The 14,673-nt window shown below is 70.4% G+C and carries 16 protein-coding genes, 4 tRNA genes and 1 pseudogene; 7 read left to right on the top strand and 14 right to left on the bottom strand.

The window, feature by feature from the left end; all coding sequences use genetic code 11:
• Positions 1–151: 151 nt before the first annotated feature.
• From nusG to CP976_RS25885, 3 genes are all read right to left on the bottom strand, one after another.
• A complete protein-coding gene (gene nusG, locus CP976_RS25895; protein WP_150482512.1) occupies positions 152–1,003 on the bottom strand; it encodes a transcription termination/antitermination protein NusG in 852 nt (283 codons plus the stop codon).
• A gap of 80 nt (positions 1,004–1,083) precedes the next feature.
• Positions 1,084–1,368: a preprotein translocase subunit SecE gene (gene secE, locus CP976_RS25890; RefSeq protein ID WP_150482511.1), complete on the bottom strand. Its 285-nt coding sequence runs from the start codon at positions 1,366–1,368 to the stop codon at positions 1,084–1,086.
• A 108-nt stretch (positions 1,369–1,476) separates the two neighbouring features.
• A tRNA-Trp gene (locus CP976_RS25885) sits at positions 1,477–1,549 on the bottom strand.
• A 306-nt stretch (positions 1,550–1,855) separates the two neighbouring features.
• Between CP976_RS25885 and CP976_RS25880 the strand changes: the two genes are divergently transcribed.
• Together CP976_RS25880 and CP976_RS25875 are read left to right on the top strand one after the other, a co-directional pair.
• On the top strand, positions 1,856–3,082 hold the full coding sequence (locus CP976_RS25880; protein WP_150482510.1) for a pyridoxal phosphate-dependent aminotransferase: 1,227 nt from the start codon (positions 1,856–1,858) through the stop codon (positions 3,080–3,082).
• Positions 3,083–3,213: 131 nt separating this feature from the next.
• On the top strand, positions 3,214–4,245 hold the full coding sequence (locus CP976_RS25875; RefSeq protein WP_150482509.1) for an adenosine deaminase: 1,032 nt from the start codon (positions 3,214–3,216) through the stop codon (positions 4,243–4,245).
• A 157-nt stretch (positions 4,246–4,402) separates the two neighbouring features.
• On the opposite strand, the gene CP976_RS25870 is transcribed toward CP976_RS25875, so the two are convergent.
• From CP976_RS25870 to CP976_RS25845, 6 genes are all read right to left on the bottom strand, one after another.
• On the bottom strand, positions 4,403–5,458 hold the full coding sequence (locus CP976_RS25870) for a UDP-N-acetylmuramate dehydrogenase (protein ID WP_150482508.1): 1,056 nt from the start codon (positions 5,456–5,458) through the stop codon (positions 4,403–4,405).
• A 120-nt stretch (positions 5,459–5,578) separates the two neighbouring features.
• Complete coding sequence (locus CP976_RS25865; RefSeq protein WP_150485508.1) at positions 5,579–6,007, bottom strand: MaoC family dehydratase; 429 nt, start codon at positions 6,005–6,007, stop codon at positions 5,579–5,581.
• Between the two features lie 8 nt (positions 6,008–6,015).
• Positions 6,016–6,468 (bottom strand): MaoC family dehydratase N-terminal domain-containing protein, encoded by a 453-nt coding sequence (locus CP976_RS25860; RefSeq protein ID WP_150482507.1) that lies wholly within the window; start codon positions 6,466–6,468, stop codon positions 6,016–6,018.
• Between the two features lie 100 nt (positions 6,469–6,568).
• Positions 6,569–6,733: a 50S ribosomal protein L33 gene (gene rpmG / locus CP976_RS25855; protein WP_003948671.1), complete on the bottom strand. Its 165-nt coding sequence runs from the start codon at positions 6,731–6,733 to the stop codon at positions 6,569–6,571.
• Between the two features lie 88 nt (positions 6,734–6,821).
• Positions 6,822–6,894, bottom strand: a tRNA-Met gene (locus tag CP976_RS25850).
• A gap of 46 nt (positions 6,895–6,940) precedes the next feature.
• Positions 6,941–7,013, bottom strand: a tRNA-Thr gene (locus CP976_RS25845).
• Positions 7,014–7,249: 236 nt separating this feature from the next.
• On the opposite strand from CP976_RS25845, the gene CP976_RS25840 reads away from it, so the two are divergent.
• Both CP976_RS25840 and CP976_RS25835 read left to right on the top strand, forming a co-directional pair.
• Positions 7,250–8,509 carry an amidohydrolase family protein gene (locus tag CP976_RS25840; RefSeq protein ID WP_150482506.1) on the top strand — a complete coding sequence of 420 codons (1,260 nt, stop codon included), beginning with the start codon at positions 7,250–7,252 and terminating at the stop codon, positions 8,507–8,509.
• Between the two features lie 78 nt (positions 8,510–8,587).
• Positions 8,588–9,244: an NAD(P)H-binding protein gene (locus tag CP976_RS25835; protein ID WP_150482505.1), complete on the top strand. Its 657-nt coding sequence runs from the start codon at positions 8,588–8,590 to the stop codon at positions 9,242–9,244.
• A gap of 19 nt (positions 9,245–9,263) precedes the next feature.
• Here the strand turns inward: CP976_RS25835 and CP976_RS25830 are convergent, their stop codons facing one another.
• Positions 9,264–9,476 (bottom strand): hypothetical protein, encoded by a 213-nt coding sequence (locus CP976_RS25830; protein WP_086842698.1) that lies wholly within the window; start codon positions 9,474–9,476, stop codon positions 9,264–9,266.
• Positions 9,477–9,730: 254 nt separating this feature from the next.
• Here CP976_RS25830 and CP976_RS43860 point away from each other — a divergent pair.
• Positions 9,731–10,004 (top strand): annotated as a pseudogene (locus CP976_RS43860) (MFS transporter); the annotation flags it as partial.
• Positions 10,005–10,162: 158 nt separating this feature from the next.
• Here the strand turns inward: CP976_RS43860 and CP976_RS25820 are convergent.
• Positions 10,163–10,244, bottom strand: a tRNA-Tyr gene (locus CP976_RS25820).
• Between the two features lie 223 nt (positions 10,245–10,467).
• On the opposite strand from CP976_RS25820, the gene CP976_RS25815 reads away from it, so the two are divergent.
• Complete coding sequence (locus CP976_RS25815) at positions 10,468–10,956, top strand: YajQ family cyclic di-GMP-binding protein (protein WP_086842684.1); 489 nt, start codon at positions 10,468–10,470, stop codon at positions 10,954–10,956.
• A 251-nt stretch (positions 10,957–11,207) separates the two neighbouring features.
• Here CP976_RS25815 and CP976_RS25810 read toward each other — a convergent pair whose 3' ends face one another.
• Positions 11,208–11,474 (bottom strand): GlsB/YeaQ/YmgE family stress response membrane protein, encoded by a 267-nt coding sequence (locus tag CP976_RS25810; protein ID WP_150482504.1) that lies wholly within the window; start codon positions 11,472–11,474, stop codon positions 11,208–11,210.
• Between the two features lie 200 nt (positions 11,475–11,674).
• Between CP976_RS25810 and CP976_RS25805 the strand changes: the two genes are divergently transcribed.
• Positions 11,675–12,931 (top strand): APC family permease, encoded by a 1,257-nt coding sequence (locus CP976_RS25805; protein ID WP_150482503.1) that lies wholly within the window; start codon positions 11,675–11,677, stop codon positions 12,929–12,931.
• Positions 12,932–13,241: 310 nt separating this feature from the next.
• On the opposite strand, the gene CP976_RS25800 is transcribed toward CP976_RS25805, so the two are convergent.
• Positions 13,242–13,634: a YccF domain-containing protein gene (locus CP976_RS25800; protein ID WP_150482502.1), complete on the bottom strand. Its 393-nt coding sequence runs from the start codon at positions 13,632–13,634 to the stop codon at positions 13,242–13,244.
• The gene (gene htpX / locus CP976_RS25795) at positions 13,631–14,494 is read right to left on the bottom strand and encodes a zinc metalloprotease HtpX (RefSeq protein ID WP_086852918.1); all 864 of its coding nucleotides are present in this window, start codon (positions 14,492–14,494) and stop codon (positions 13,631–13,633) included. The genes CP976_RS25800 and htpX overlap by 4 nt, the downstream gene beginning before the upstream one ends.
• Between the last annotated feature and the right edge of the window lie 179 nt (positions 14,495–14,673).

Genomic DNA, 14,673 nt, shown 5'->3' with positions numbered 1-14,673 from the left:
GGGTCCTAGTGAGAGTTTTCCAGCCTCCGATCCGGATCATCCGGATGGAGGCATACCGCACAACGATAACGGGTATCCATGTGCGGCCAAAAACCGAGCAGGTCAGACGGGCCGCGAGGCCCGCCTGACCTGTTCGGAAGCCGGGGTACTGCTAGTTCTTCTGGATCTGGTCGAAGGAGAGCTCGACCGGCGTCTCGCGGCCGAAGATCTCCACGAGGCCCTTGACCTTCTTCGAGTCCGGGTTGATCTCGTTGATGGTCGCCTGGAGCGTGGCGAACGGGCCGTCGGTGACGGTGACCGAGTCGCCGACCTCGAAGTCCAGCACCTGGACCTCGACCTTGCGCTGCGGAGCCGGCTTGCCCTCGGCCTCGGCGGCCTCGCGGGCGGCCTTCTCCTCGGCCTCGGGGGCGAGCATCTTGACGATCTCGTCCAGCGTCAGCGGGTACGGGTCGTAGGCGTTGCCCACGAAGCCGGTGACACCCGGGGTGTTGCGGACGACGCCCCAGGACTCGTTCGTCAGGTCCATGCGGACGAGGACGTAGCCCGGGAGCTTGTTCTGCTTGATCGTCTTGCGGTCGCCGTTCTTGATCTGGACGACCTCTTCCTGCGGCACCTCGGCCTGGAAGATGTAGTCCTCGACGTTCAGCGAGACGGCGCGCTGCTCCAGGTTGGTCTTCACGCGGTTCTCGTAGCCGGCGTAGGTGTGGATGACGTACCACTCGCCGGGCAGGACCCGCAGTTCCTCGCGGAGCTTCTCGATCGGGTCGCGGTCGTCCTCGGGCTCTTCCTCGAGTTCTTCCGCTTCGGCCGCGGCCTCTTCTTCGTCCGCGGCCTCTGCGTCGGCCTCGGTCTCCGCCTCGGCGGCGTCGTCCGCGACGGCGTCGGCAGCCTCGACCTCGGCGGAGGCCTCGGTGTCCTCGCTGTCCGCGCCCTCGACGGTGTCGAGCTCGTCCTCGACGGACTCGACAGGCTCGATGGCGTCGTTCACGTTCGGGTCAGACACGGTGGCTGCTTCTTCCTGGATACATAGGGGTGGAACATGCGAAAGGAGCGCCGGGTACCTCGGCGCTCTTCGCTGGTGGATCAGCCGAACACGTACTTGGCGGCGTTGCTGAGTCCATAGTCAATCACGGTGACCAGGCCGATCATGATGACCACGAAGATGATCACCACGGTCGTGTACGTCGTCAGCTGGTTGCGGGTCGGCCAGACGACCTTCCGCAGCTCCGCGACGATCTGGCGGTAGAAGAGGGCAAGCCGCTTCAGCGGGCCCTTCTTGCCGCGCTTGCCGCCCTTGCGGGCCTTCCTGGACTCCGGCGCCTCGTCCTGGGCATCAGGCATGTCGATGGAGCCCACGGCGTCCGTCACTCGTCCTCACCTGATTCCGGGTCGTGGCCGTGCCGCGCCCGGTCTGAGCCGCACGGCGGTGCATTGCTGTACGTACATGCGCACACATCCTGGCGAAGGTGTGTGTAGCAGGGCCGGAGGGACTTGAACCCCCAACCGCTGGTTTTGGAGACCAGTGCTCTACCAATTGAGCTACGACCCTTTGTGTGTCCCCCAACGTACCGCATTCGTCCGGATGCTTGGTGTGCACCGAACGGGCGCGGCCTGCTGAAGGCCAACGAGGTGAGAGTGTACGTGGTCCGCGGCCGGTCGTCGAACAGAAAGGGCTCCGGGGAGGCCTCGTTGGCGGAAGATCGCCTGCGGAACGGGGTGCGGACGGCCGGGCTCCGGCTGAAGATCGCCCAGGCCGGACGGTCGATCCGGACTGTTGTTCTGGGGTTTGCCCGGCGTTGTTCAGTCTGTGAAACCCCGGTGCCGCCCACGTTTCCTGTCTGAAACGATGGGGCCCATGAGCCCTGCAACCCCTCCCACCGAGCGCCGGGTCTCCGCCCGAGTCGGCGCGATCTCCGAGTCCGCCACCCTCGCCGTGGACGCCAAGGCCAAGGCCCTCAAGGCCGCCGGGCGGCCGGTGATCGGCTTCGGCGCCGGTGAGCCCGACTTCCCCACCCCGGACTACATCGTCGAGGCCGCGATCGAGGCCTGCAAGAACCCGAAGTTCCACCGCTACACGCCGGCCGGCGGTCTGCCCGAGCTGAAGGCCGCGATCGCCGCGAAGACGCTGCGCGACTCGGGCCTCGAGGTCGACGCGTCGCAGATCCTCGTCACCAATGGCGGCAAGCAGGCCATCTACGAGGCCTTCGCCGCGATCCTCGACCCGGGCGACGAGGTCATCGTGCCCGCGCCGTACTGGACGACGTACCCGGAGTCGATCCGGCTGGCCGGGGGTGTCCCGGTGGAGGTCGTGGCCGACGAGACGACCGGCTACCGGGTGTCCGTCGAGCAGCTGGAGGCGGCCCGCACGGAGAAGACGAAGGTCGTCCTGTTCGTCTCGCCGTCGAACCCGACCGGCGCGGTCTACAGCGAGCAGGAGACCGAGGCGATCGGCCGCTGGGCCGTCGAGCACGGTCTGTGGGTGATGACCGACGAGATCTACGAGCACCTGGTCTACGGCGACGCCTCCGCCGTGTCGCTGCCGGCGGTGCTGCCCGAGCTGCGCGACAAGTGCGTCGTGGTGAACGGTGTCGCGAAGACGTACGCGATGACCGGCTGGCGGGTCGGGTGGATCATCGGCCCGAAGGACGTGATCAAGGCCGCGACGAACCTCCAGTCGCACGCCACGTCGAACGTGTCCAACGTCGCCCAGGCCGCCGCGCTGGCCGCCGTCTCCGGTGACCTGGTCGCCGTGGAGAAGATGCGCGAGGCGTTCGACCGGCGCCGCAAGACCATGGTGCGGATGCTGAACGAGATCGACGGCGTGGTGTGCCCGGAGCCGGAGGGCGCGTTCTACGCGTACCCGTCGGTGAAGGCGCTGGTCGGCAAGGAGATCCGGGGCCGGCGGCCCAAGGACACGGTCGAGCTGGCCGCGCTGATCCTCGAGGAGGCCGAGGTCGCGGTGGTGCCGGGTGAGGCGTTCGGTACGCCCGGGTATCTGCGGCTGTCGTACGCGCTCGGTGACGAGGATCTCGCCGAGGGTGTGAGCCGGATGCAGAAGCTGCTGGCGGAGGCCAAGGACTGACGTCCGCCGCGTCGGCCTCCCGGCCTGGGGCACATACCGGATTCGGTATGTGCCCCATTTGTTTGTGCGAGCAAGACCACGAAAGGGGAAACAGCTTCCGGGACGGCTGGGGCGTACGGCAGGATCCTGGAATGGAGCGTGTACGTGATGTCTCTGAACTGCCGAAAGCCCACCTGCACCTGCACTTCACCGGGTCGATGCGGCCCACGACCGTGCTGGAACTGGCCGACAAGCACGGGGTGCGTCTTCCTGACGCGCTGACCGAGGCGCTGAGCGGCGGGGAGCCGCCGAGACTGCGGGCGACGGACGAGCGGGGCTGGTTCCGCTTTCAGCGGCTGTACGACGCGGCGCGCTCGTGTCTGCGGGAGCCGGAGGACATCCAGCGGCTGGTGCGGGAAGCCGCGGAGGAGGATCTGCGGGACGGGTCGGGCTGGCTGGAGATCCAGGTCGATCCGACGTCGTACGCGCCGATGCTGGGCGGGTTGATCCCGGCGCTGGAGGTCATCCTCGACGCGGTCGAGACGACGTCGCGGGAGACCGGGCTCGGTATGCGGGTTCTGGTCGCGGCGAACCGGATGAAGCACCCGCTGGACGCGCGCACCCTGGCGCGGCTGGCGGTGCGGTACGCGGACCGGGGGGTCGTCGGGTTCGGGCTGTCGAACGACGAGCGGCGGGGCATGGCGCGGGACTTCGACCGGGCGTTCGGGATCGCGCGGGAGGCCGGGCTGTTGTCGACGCCGCACGGGGGCGAGCTGGCGGGGCCGGCGTCGGTGCGGGACTGTCTGGACGACCTGGGCGCGAACCGGGTGGGGCACGGAGTGCGGGCCGCGGAGGATCCCCGGCTCATGAAGCGGCTGGCGGACCGGCAGGTGACCTGTGAGGTGTGCCCGGCGTCGAACGTGGCGCTGGGGGTGTACGAGAAGCCGGAGGACGTGCCGCTGCGGACGCTGTTCGAGGCGGGGGTGCCGCTGGCGCTGGGCGCGGACGACCCGTTGCTGTTCGGGTCGCGTCTTGCCGCCCAGTACGAGATCGCGCGGCGGCATCACGGGTTCACGGATGCGGAGCTGGCGGAGGTGGCGCGGCAGTCGGTACGGGGGTCGGCGGCGCCGGAGGACGTGAAGAGCAAGCTGCTGGCCGGGGTGGACGACTGGTTGGCGTCGTAGCGCCTCCGGGGTGGTGGGTCGGGGCCGCGCCGGGGGGGCGCGTCGTGGCCGCCCTGGCTGCGGGCAATCGTGCCGCTAAGGGCGGCACGGGTGGGCGCAGCGGCACCCCGCTCCGCCGGGCTGCGGACCCACCCCGCCCAGCACCAACGCCGAGTGCCTAGAGGCTGACCCCGACCGTCACCGGCTCGTTGACCAGCGTGATTCCGAACGCGTCGTGAACCCCGGCCACAACCTCACGGGCCAGGGCGAGGAGATCCTCCGTCGTCGCGCTGCCGCGGTTCGTCAGGGCCAGCGTGTGCTTCGTGGAGATTCGGGCCGGGCCGTCGCCGTACCCCTTCGTGAAGCCGGCCTTGTCGATCAACCAGGCCGCGGACGTCTTCGTACGGCCTTCACCCGCCGGATACGCGGGAGGCTCCACCCCGTCGCCGAGCCGGTCGCCCACACGCGCGCGGAACGTCGCGAAGTCGGCGTCCGTGAGGATCGGGTTGGTGAAGAAGGACCCGGCCGACCAGGTGTCGTGGTCCTCGGGGTCCAGGACCATGCCCTTGCCGGCGCGCAGCTTGAGCACGGTGTCGCGGGCCGATGCGAGCGGGACGCGGTCGCCGGGGCCGACACCGAGGGCGCGGGCCGTCTCGGCGTACCTGAGGGGGGCGGAGAGGCCGTCGGCGTCCTCCAGGGAGAAGCGGACGCGCAGGACCACGTAGCGCTCCGGGTCGGACTTGAAGCGGCTGTGGCGGTAGGAGAAGGCGCAGTCCTCGTTGGCCAGGGTGACCGTCTCGCCGGTCCGGCGGTCGTAGGCGACGACCTCGGTGATCGTCGAGGAGACCTCCTGGCCGTACGCCCCGACGTTCTGGATGGGGGTCGCGCCCGCCGAGCCGGGGATGCCGGCCAGGCACTCGACGCCGGCCAGGCCCGCCTCGACCGTGCGGGCGACGGCGTCGGTCCACACCTCGCCGGCGGCCAGCTCCAGGCTCGTGCCGTCGAGGGAGTAGCCCTTGGTGGCGATGACGAGGGCGGTGCCCTCGAAGCCCTTGTCGCCGATGACCAGGTTCGATCCGCCGCCGATGAGCAGCAGCGGGGTGCCCGCCTCGTCGGCTTCGCGTACGACGGCGATCACCTCGTCGTCCGTCGTCGCGGTGACCAGCCGGGTCGCGGGGCCGCCCAGCCGGAAGGTGGTCAGCGGGGCGAGGGGGGCGTCGTGGAGTTCCTGCACGGGCTCAAGAGTACGAGACGGCACTGACAGGCTTCGGCAGGAGTGGGCGCGCCCTCCGTTCTTACGAGTAAGGGGCGCCCCGCAGTGGAGAACGCCCCTTACCCCCTGGCATCTGCGGCCTCAGGCCAGCCGCACGACCGCACGCGACATGCCCAGCACCTTCTGCCCGGCGCTCGTCGCCGTGAGGTCCACGCGGACCGTGTTGTCGTCGAGCTTGGCCGCGACCTTGCCGCCGACCTCGATCAGGGCGCCCTGGTCGTCGTTCGGGACGACGACGGGCTTGGTGAAGCGGACGCCGTACTCGACGACCGCGCCCGGGTCGCCGGCCCAGTCGGTGACCACGCGGATCGCCTCGGCCATGGTGAACATGCCGTGCGCGATGACGTCCGGCAGGCCGACCTCCTTGGCGAACTTCTCGTTCCAGTGGATCGGGTTGAAGTCGCCGGAGGCGCCCGCGTACTGGACGAGGGTCGCGCGGGTCACGGGGAAGGTCTGCGCGGGCAGTTCCGTGCCGACCTCGACGTCGGAGTAGGAGATCTTCGCCGTCATGGGATCGCTCACGCCTCCTCGGCCGCGCGGGCCACGAGCTTGGTCCAGGCGGTCACGACGTGCTCGCCGGCCTCGTCGTGGACCTCGCCGCGGATGTCCAGGATGTCGTTGCCCGCGAGGGACTTGATCGCCTCGATGGTGGAGGTGACCGTGAGCCGGTCGCCGGCGCGGACCGGGCGGCGGTAGGCGAACTTCTGGTCCCCGTGCACCACGCGGCTGTAGTCCAGGCCGAGCTGGGGGTCCTGGACGACCTGCCCGGCGGCCTTGAAGGTGATCGAGAAGACGAAGGTCGGCGGCGCGATCACCTCGGGGTGGCCGAGCGCCTTGGCGGCATCCGCGTCCGTGTACGCCGGGTTGGCGTCCCCGACCGCCTCGGCGAACTCACGGATCTTCTCCCGGCCCACCTCGTAGGGCTCGGTGGGCGGGTACGTCCGCCCCACGAAGGACTGGTCGAGCGCCATGGCCCGGCACCTCCTGGTTGCACTACTGAACGATAGGGGTCATTCAACGACGCGAGGCCGCCCCCGATCACTCGGGAACGGCCTCGCGTACGAGCCTGATTTATCGCGTTTCGCGGTGCGCGGTGTGCGCGTTGCAACGCGGGCAGTGCTTCTTCATCTCAAGACGGTCCGGGTTGTTACGCCGGTTCTTCTTGGTGATGTAGTTCCGCTCCTTGCACTCCACGCAGGCCAGCGTGATCTTCGGGCGGACGTCGGTGGCAGCCACGTGAGTGCTCCTAAGACGAACGGATGGACTGTTTAACGCAAGAAGAGTAGCCGATCGAAGGACCGACCCCGCAATCGGCTACTGAGAGTAGCGGTGACCGGACTTGAACCGGTGACACAGCGATTATGAGCCGCTTGCTCTACCGACTGAGCTACACCGCTTTGATGTGGTCGGGCCCCGCCTCGCGACGGGAACCGTTCACACCAGAGCCCCAAAACGGAATCGAACCGTTGACCTTCTCCTTACCATGGAGACGCTCTGCCGACTGAGCTATTGGGGCGAGCGATGAAGACATTACACGCTCCGCCGCCGTTCGCCCAAATCCGTTTCGGGTACCCGCCCCGGACGCGTGCACCGTCCTCCCGGCAGCCTCGTGCGCGCCTCTCGTTCCGCACGGCGGGCCACGCCGGTACGACTATTGCGCTCCTCCCCGTGACGGGCGGGAGGCCGTCCTAGGCTCGACTCACTCTGAGTGATCATGCGTCCTCGCGTGCGCAGCCGAGCCCCAGGAGCGCGATGCCCGACAGCCAGCCGCAGCCACCGCCACCCCCGTCGTCCTCGCCGGGTCCGGCCGACCCGTCGTCGCTGCTGCTGTGCGGGGCGCGGCTCACCGACGGCCGGACCGTGGACGTACGGCTGAGCGGCGGGCGTATCGAGGCGGTCGGCACGGCCGGCAGCCTGGCGGCGGGCGGCACGCGCGCGTGCGGGGCGCGAGTGGATCTCGGCGGCTATCTGCTGCTGCCCGCCCCGGCCGAGCCGCACGCCCATGCGGACACGGCGTTGTCGGCCGATGCCGAGGGCCCGGTCTCGTACGAGCCCCAGGACGTCCAGCGCCGGGCGACCGAGGCCGCGCTGCTCCAGCTCGGGCACGGGGCGACGGCGGTGCGGGCCCATGTGCGAGTGGGGGACGTCCAGGGGCTGGGCGCGCTGGCGGCCGTGTTGCAGGCGCGGCGGGCGCTGCGGGGGCTGGCCGAGCTGACGACGGTGGCGATGCCCCGGGTGCTGACCGGGGTGGCCGGGGCGGACGGGCTGGCGGTGCTGCGGGACGCGGTGAAGATGGGCGCCTCGGTGGTGGGCGGCCGGCCGGACCTCGACCCGGATCCGATGGGGTACGTGGAGGCGGTCCTGGAGGTGGCCTCCGAGCACGGCTGTCCCGTCGATCTGCACACGGACGCCGGAGATCCGGCGCGGCTGGCCCGGCTCGCGGCGATGGCGGGCGGGCTGCGGCCCGGGGTGACCCTCAGCCCGTGCGGCGATCTCGGACGGCTCCCCTCCGAGGTGGCCTCGCGGACCGCGGACCAACTCGCGGCGGCCGGAGTGGCGGTGGTGTGCCTGCCGCAGGGCGGCTGCGGCGGCGTGGACCGGCGGGGGGCGGCTCCGGTGCGGCTGCTGCGCGCGGCGGGGGTGCGGGTGGCCGCCGGGAGCGGGGCGCTGCGGGACGTGTCGAACCCCGTGGGGCGCGGCGACCCGCTGGAGGCGGCGTTCCTGCTGGCGTCACGCTACGGCCTCTCGCCCGAGGAGGCGTACGACACGGTGAGCGGGTCGGCGCGGGCGGTGCTGGGGCTGCCGGAGGTGCGGGTGGAGGCGGGCTTCCCCGCGGAGTTGCTCGCGGTGCGCGGGGACCGGCTGGCGGGGGCGCTCTCGCTGGCGTACAGCCGGGTGGTGGTGCACCAGGGGCGCGTGATGGCACGGACCAGCGCGGTGCGGGAGTTCTGCAGTTCGGCGGCTTCGGTGGAGCTGGGGCTGCCGCGGCAGGGGCGGGGGCAGTTGTCATAGGGCCCGTGGCGGTTGGGGCGCCGGGGTGTGGCTGGAGTCGTGCGGCAGACGGTGCCGTCCGGGCGTACGGTCGAAGGCATGCGTACTGTCATCGCTGGTGGTCATGGTCAGATCGCGTTGCGGCTCGAGCGGCTGCTCGCCGCGCGCGGAGACGAGGTCGCGGGGCTCATCCGCAAGGCCGAACAAGCCGACGATCTGCGGGAGGCCGGTGCCGAACCGGTCGTGCTCGACCTGGAGTCGGCGTCCGTGGACGAGGTCGCGGAGCGGCTCAGGGGCGCCGACGCGGCGGTGTTCGCGGCGGGCGCGGGCCCGGGCAGCGGGGCGGCCCGCAAGGACACCGTGGACAAGGCCGCGGCGGTCCTCTTCGCGGACGCGGCGGTGAAGGCGGGCGTGCGGCGCTTCGTGATCGTGTCGTCCATGGGCGCCGACCCGGAGCACCGGGGCGACGAGATCTTCGACGTGTACCTGCGCGCCAAGGGCGAGGCGGACGCGTACGTGCGCGGTCTGGACGCCCTGGACTGGACGATCCTTCGCCCCGGTCAGCTCACCGACGACGCCGGCACCGGCCTCGTACGCCTGGAGGCGCGCACGGGCCGCGGTCCGATTCCGCGCGACGACGTGGCCGCCGTACTGGCGGAGCTGGTGGACACCCCCGCGACGGCCGGCCTCACGCTGGAGCTGATCAGCGGGCCGGCTCCGGTGTCCGTGGCGGTGAAGTCGGTGGCGGGGAACTGACGACGCCGGGGAACCGTTCCTAGAACAGGGGCAGTTGGCCCGGGAAGTCGGGGAGCGCGTAGCCGTCCAGGGAGGGCTGTTCCGGGCCGAGCCGGGCCTGGCGGCGGGAGCCCGGGCACGAGGTGAGTTCGCCGTGTTCCCGGGCGCCGGGCGGGTCGTGGCGCGCGTACCGCCCGGCGACGACGGCGATCTCGCGACGGCACTCGGGGCAGGTTCTGCGACGGGAGGACATGGGGCCAGTGTGCCGCGCGTGCGGCTTGCGTATGCCTGTCCCCCGGCCCGTGGTCTTCGGCCGTGGTCTTCTCGCTCCCCCGCCCCGTGGTCTCCTCCGGGAGCTCACCGCGCCTCCACCCCATCAGATTGCTTACGTCCATCAATTGGGCTTGGCTTTGACCGGTCGCGCTGCGCCTGACGCCTCTTGGGAGGCCCGGTCATGCCCCATGTCCTTCCCCGACCCGCCGACGACGGGCCGACGACGGGAGGCCCGTGGCACCGCGGGCGAACGCCGTGGTGGCGGTTCTGGCCTTCGGCGGGATCGTGGTCTCGCTGAGGCAGACCCTGGTGATCCCGATCGTCCCCGAGCTCCCCCGGCTGCTGAACGTCCCGGCGTCGGACACCGCTTGGGCCGTCACCGTGACGCGACATGTACGGCAAGCGGCGGATGCTGCTGATCCGCCTGGTCCTGCTGGTGGCCGGCTCGGTGACCGCCGCGCTCAGCGACTCGCCCGCCCCGATGATCAGCGGCCGACGTTCCAGGGGCCCGGACACGACCGTCACGCGGGCGTTGCACTGGGCCGTGTTCCACATCACTCTGCCCGAGGCAGTCGGCTCCCGGACCGGCATCAGGTACGGACCACCCATACGAAAAGACCCCCTCTCAACTGCGCTTCCGCAGTTGAGAGGGGGTCTTCCCCAGTGTGGCGGCGCCAGGATTCGAACCTGGGAAGGCTGAGCCGGCAGATTTACAGTCTGCTCCCTTTGGCCGCTCGGGCACACCGCCGGGGTTTGCTGCCCGTCGAACCGCCTTCTTCGGCGGCGCTCCGTGGCAACGACGTAAACAATACCTGATGTGGAGGGGTGCTTCGCCACCCGATTGATCGGCGCTCGGAGGGCGGGGGGTGGCTAGGCTTGTCCGGATGCGGCCCGGGATCTGAACAGGCCCGGCGGCCGCCCACGTACGCCGGTACGCACGATTCGCACCCCGATACAAGGAGCCACAGGACATGGCCGACTCCAGTTTCGACATCGTCTCGAAGGTCGAGCGGCAGGAGGTCGACAACGCACTGAACCAGGCCGCCAAGGAGATCTCGCAGCGCTACGACTTCAAGGGCGTGGGTGCCTCGATCTCGTGGTCCGGTGAGCAGATCCTCATGGAGGCGAACTCCGAGGACCGGGTGAAGGCCATCCTCGACGTCTTCCAGTCCAAGCTGATCAAGCGCGGCATCTCGCTGAAGGCTCTGGACGCGGGCGAGCCCCAGCTCTCCGGCAAGGAGTACAAGATCTTCGCGTCGATCAAGGAGGGCATCTCCCAGGAGAACGCGAAGAAGGTGGCGAAGACCATCCGCGACGAGGGCCCCAAGGGCGTGAAGGCTCAAGTACAGGGCGAGGAACTGCGGGTCAGCTCCAAGAGCCGTGACGATCTGCAGGCCGTCATCACCCTGCTGAAGGGCAAGGACTTCGACTTCGCCATGCAGTTCGTGAACTACCGGTAGGTCCGGTCGGGTCCTCGGGGCTCCCGGGCTGCATGGTTACGAGGAAGGGTGGGCACCTGCTGGGTGCCCACCCTTCTCGCCTGCCGGCTGCGGTCGATGGGTGCGTGCCGAGCACGGGCGATACGTGTGTCGGTCGCGCGGCACTGGCCGGGGGCGCCGGCCCGTCCTGGGGCGTGCGCACGGGCGGTGGGCGCCGACTGGTCATGGAGCTGTGCGGGGCGGTGGAGAGATGCCGGCCGCGCGTCGCGCAGTCAGCTGCGTGAGTTGCCGAACAGGAGGCGGTAGGTGATCAGGAGGACGAGCGATCCACCGATCGCCGCGGCCCAGGTCGCGCCGTCGTAGAAGTTCTGGGTGATCGGGTGGTCCATCCAGCGGGCCGATATCCAGCCGCCGATGAACGCTCCCGCGATGCCTATCAGAGTCGTGCCGATGAGGCCGCCCGGGTCGCGCCCCGGTAGCAGGAACTTCGCGATGGCTCCGGCCAACAGTCCCAGGAGGATCCAGCTGAGGATGGTCATGCCGTGAACCTGCCCTTTCACGCTGTGCCCGCACTGCCCCGGCCATGTGATCTTGCTCCCGGCAGGCCGTGCTCGTGCGTCGTGCGTCGTACGCCGGGTGTTCCGCATGCGACGTCCTTGCCGCGCGCGTTCACACCGTCTTGGTGGGGAGGACGCCCTGGCAGCACCCGCCGGTTGCACTGATCAGTAGGGTGCGGTGCATGACAGCCTCTGCTTCCGGACTGCGCCGCACCCTCGGCGTCGGGGACGCCGTCGTCGTCGGACTCGGCGCGATGGTGGGAGCCGGGATCTTCGCCGCCCTCGCGCCCGCTGCGCACGCGGCCGGCTCCGGGCTGCTCCTCGGGCTCGCCGTCGCCGCCTTGGTCGCGTACTGCAACGCCATGTCGTCTGCTCGCCTCGCCGCCCTGTATCCGGCCTCGGGCGGTACGTACGTGTACGGGCGCGAGCGGCTCGGGGAGTTCTGGGGGTATCTCGCGGGCTGGTCGTTCGTGGTCGGGAAGACGGCCTCCTGTGCGGCGATGGCGCTCACCGTGGGCACGTACGTCTGGCCGGGGCAGGCGCACGCGGTGGCGGTCGCGGCCGTGGTGGCGCTGACGGCGGTGAACTACGGCGGTGTCCAGAAGTCCGCGTGGCTGACGCGGGTGATCGTGGCGGTGGTCCTGGCTGTCCTCGCTGCTGTGGTCGTCGGGTGTCTGGTGTCCGGCGAGGCGGATGCCGGGCGGCTGGACATCGGGGCCTCGAACGGTGCGGGTGGCGTGCTTCAGGCGGCCGGTCTGCTGTTCTTCGCGTTCGCCGGGTACGCCCGGATCGCGACGCTCGGTGAGGAGGTGCGGGACCCGGCGCGCACCATTCCGCGCGCGATCCCGCTGGCGCTGGGCATCGCTCTGGTGGTGTACGCGGGTGTGGCGGTGGCTGTCCTTTCGGTGCTGGGATCGGAGGGGCTCGGGGACGCGACGGCGCCGCTGGCCGACGCTGTGCGGGCGGCCGGCATGCCCTGGCTCGTGCCGGTGGTGCGGATCGGTGCGGCCGTGGCCGCGCTGGGGTCGCTGCTCGCCCTGATCCTGGGCGTCTCGCGGACGACGCTGGCCATGGCCCGGGACCGGCATCTGCCGGGTGCGCTGGCGGCCGTGCATCCGCGTTTCCAGGTGCCGCACCGGGCGGAGCTGGCCGTGGGTGCGGTGGTCGCGGTCCTGGCCGCCACGGTGGACGTCCGGGGCGCGATCGGGTTCTCCTCCTTCGGGGTGCTGGCGTACTACGCCGTGGCCAACGCGTCGGCCTGGACGCTGGATTCGGCGCCGACGGCACGGGTGGTGCCGGTGGTCGGGCTGGTCGGGTGCGCGGTGCTGGCGTTCTCGCTGCCGGGGGTTTCGGTGGTCGTCGGCGCGGGTGTGCTGGTGGTGGGGGCCGTTGCGTACGGAGTGCGGCGGGCGGTGCGGGCGAGGGCCGGTAGGGCGTAGGACTGCCCTGTTGGCTGTGGCCGGGGCTGCGTGACTGTGGTCGGTCGGGGTTTCTTCAGCGGCGGTCCGGGGCCTCTTGGCTGCTGTCCGGGCCCGCTTCGGTTGCTGCCGGTCAGGGGCCTCTGTCCGGGGCGGGCGGGCTCTTGACGTGAAGTCCGACTGTCCGGGCAGGTGTTGTGGGCCTTGCCCCTCGCTCGTGTCTCCAACTGCTCGATCGCGGTCATGGGTCCATGATGCAGACCGCCACTGACAGGCGGGCGGGCCTGTGGATAACCCGTGGCCTGTGGAAACGGGTGTCGTCGCCCCGCCGTCAGCGCACCGCGAACGGCTCGTCCGTCCGCACGATGTCGCGGCCCAGCGGGAGCAGCGAGACCGGGATGAGCTTGAAGTTGGCTACGCCGAGCGGGATGCCGACGATCGTGACGCACAGCGCGATGCCGGTGACGATGTGGCCGAGGGTCAGCCACCAGCCCGCGAGCACCAGCCACAGCACGTTTCCTACGCAGGACGGCGCGCCCGCGTCACGGCGCTCGACCGTCGTGTACCCGAAGGGCCACAGCGCGTAGACGCCGATGCGGAAGGCCGCGACGCCGAACGGGATGCCGATGATGGTGATGCAGAGGAGCAGGCCCGCGAGCATGTAGGCGAGGAACAGCCAGAAGCCGCTGAAGACGAGCCATATGACGTTCAGGATGGTCCTCATTGATTCCCACCTGCCATCTTCTCGAGCCGGGCGATGCGGTCCGCCATCGGCGGGTGCGTGGAGAACATCTTCGAAAGGCCCTGGCCGGGCCGGAACGGGTTCGCGATCATCATGTGGCTGGCGGTCTCGATGCGCGGCTCGGGCGGCAGCGGGAGCTGCTTGGTGCCGAGTTCGAGCTTGCGCAGGGCGCTGGCCAAGGCGAGCGGGTCGCCGGTGAGCTGGGCGCCGGAGGCGTCCGCCTGGTACTCCCGGGAGCGGCTGACGGCCAGTTGGATGAGAGAAGCGGCCAGCGGGCCCAAGATCATGATCAGCAGCATGCCGAGCAGGCCGGGGCCGTCGTCGTCGTCCGAGCGCCCGATCGGGATCAGCCAGGCGAAGTTGACCAGGAACATGATCACGGAGGCGAGGGCACCGGCGACCGACGAGATGAGGATGTCGCGGTTGTAGACATGGCTGAGCTCGTGGCCGATGACGCCGCGCAGCTCGCGCTCGTCCAAGAGGCGCAGGATGCCGTCGGTGCAGCACACGGCGGCGTTGCGCGGGTTGCGGCCCGTGGCGAAGGCGTTGGGCGCCTCCGTCGGGGAGATGTACAGGCGCGGCATGGGCTGGCGGGCCTGTGTGGAGAGCTCGCGGACCATGCGGTAGAGCCCCGGGGCCTCGAACTCGCTCACCGGGCGGGCGCGCATCGCGCGGAGGGCCAGCTTGTCGCTGTTCCAGTACGCGTACGCGTTGGTGGCCAGCGCTACCAGGACGGCGATGACGAGCCCCATGCGGCCGAAGAAGCTGCCGATGACGATGATGAGTGCGGACAGTCCTCCGAGGAGGACTGCTGTCCTGAGCCCGTTGTGCCGGCGGTGCACGGTACGCCCTCCAAGTGGTGCGGCAGGGGGACCCTTGCTTGCTGGTCTGCGGTGCCACTGGTGCCGTGATGTTCACGTCCAGTGGACCTTCCCGTACTGGTCAACGCCAGGCGGGAGGCACTAGTTCCCTTGTGCGCGCGGCGGGGGGTGTGGACCGTCCGGGTGAACGGCGCCGGGAA

This window comes from Streptomyces coeruleorubidus (genome assembly GCF_008705135.1).
Lineage (GTDB): Bacteria > Actinomycetota > Actinomycetes > Streptomycetales > Streptomycetaceae > Streptomyces > Streptomyces coeruleofuscus.
This window is presented reverse-complemented; position numbering and strand designations above follow the sequence as displayed.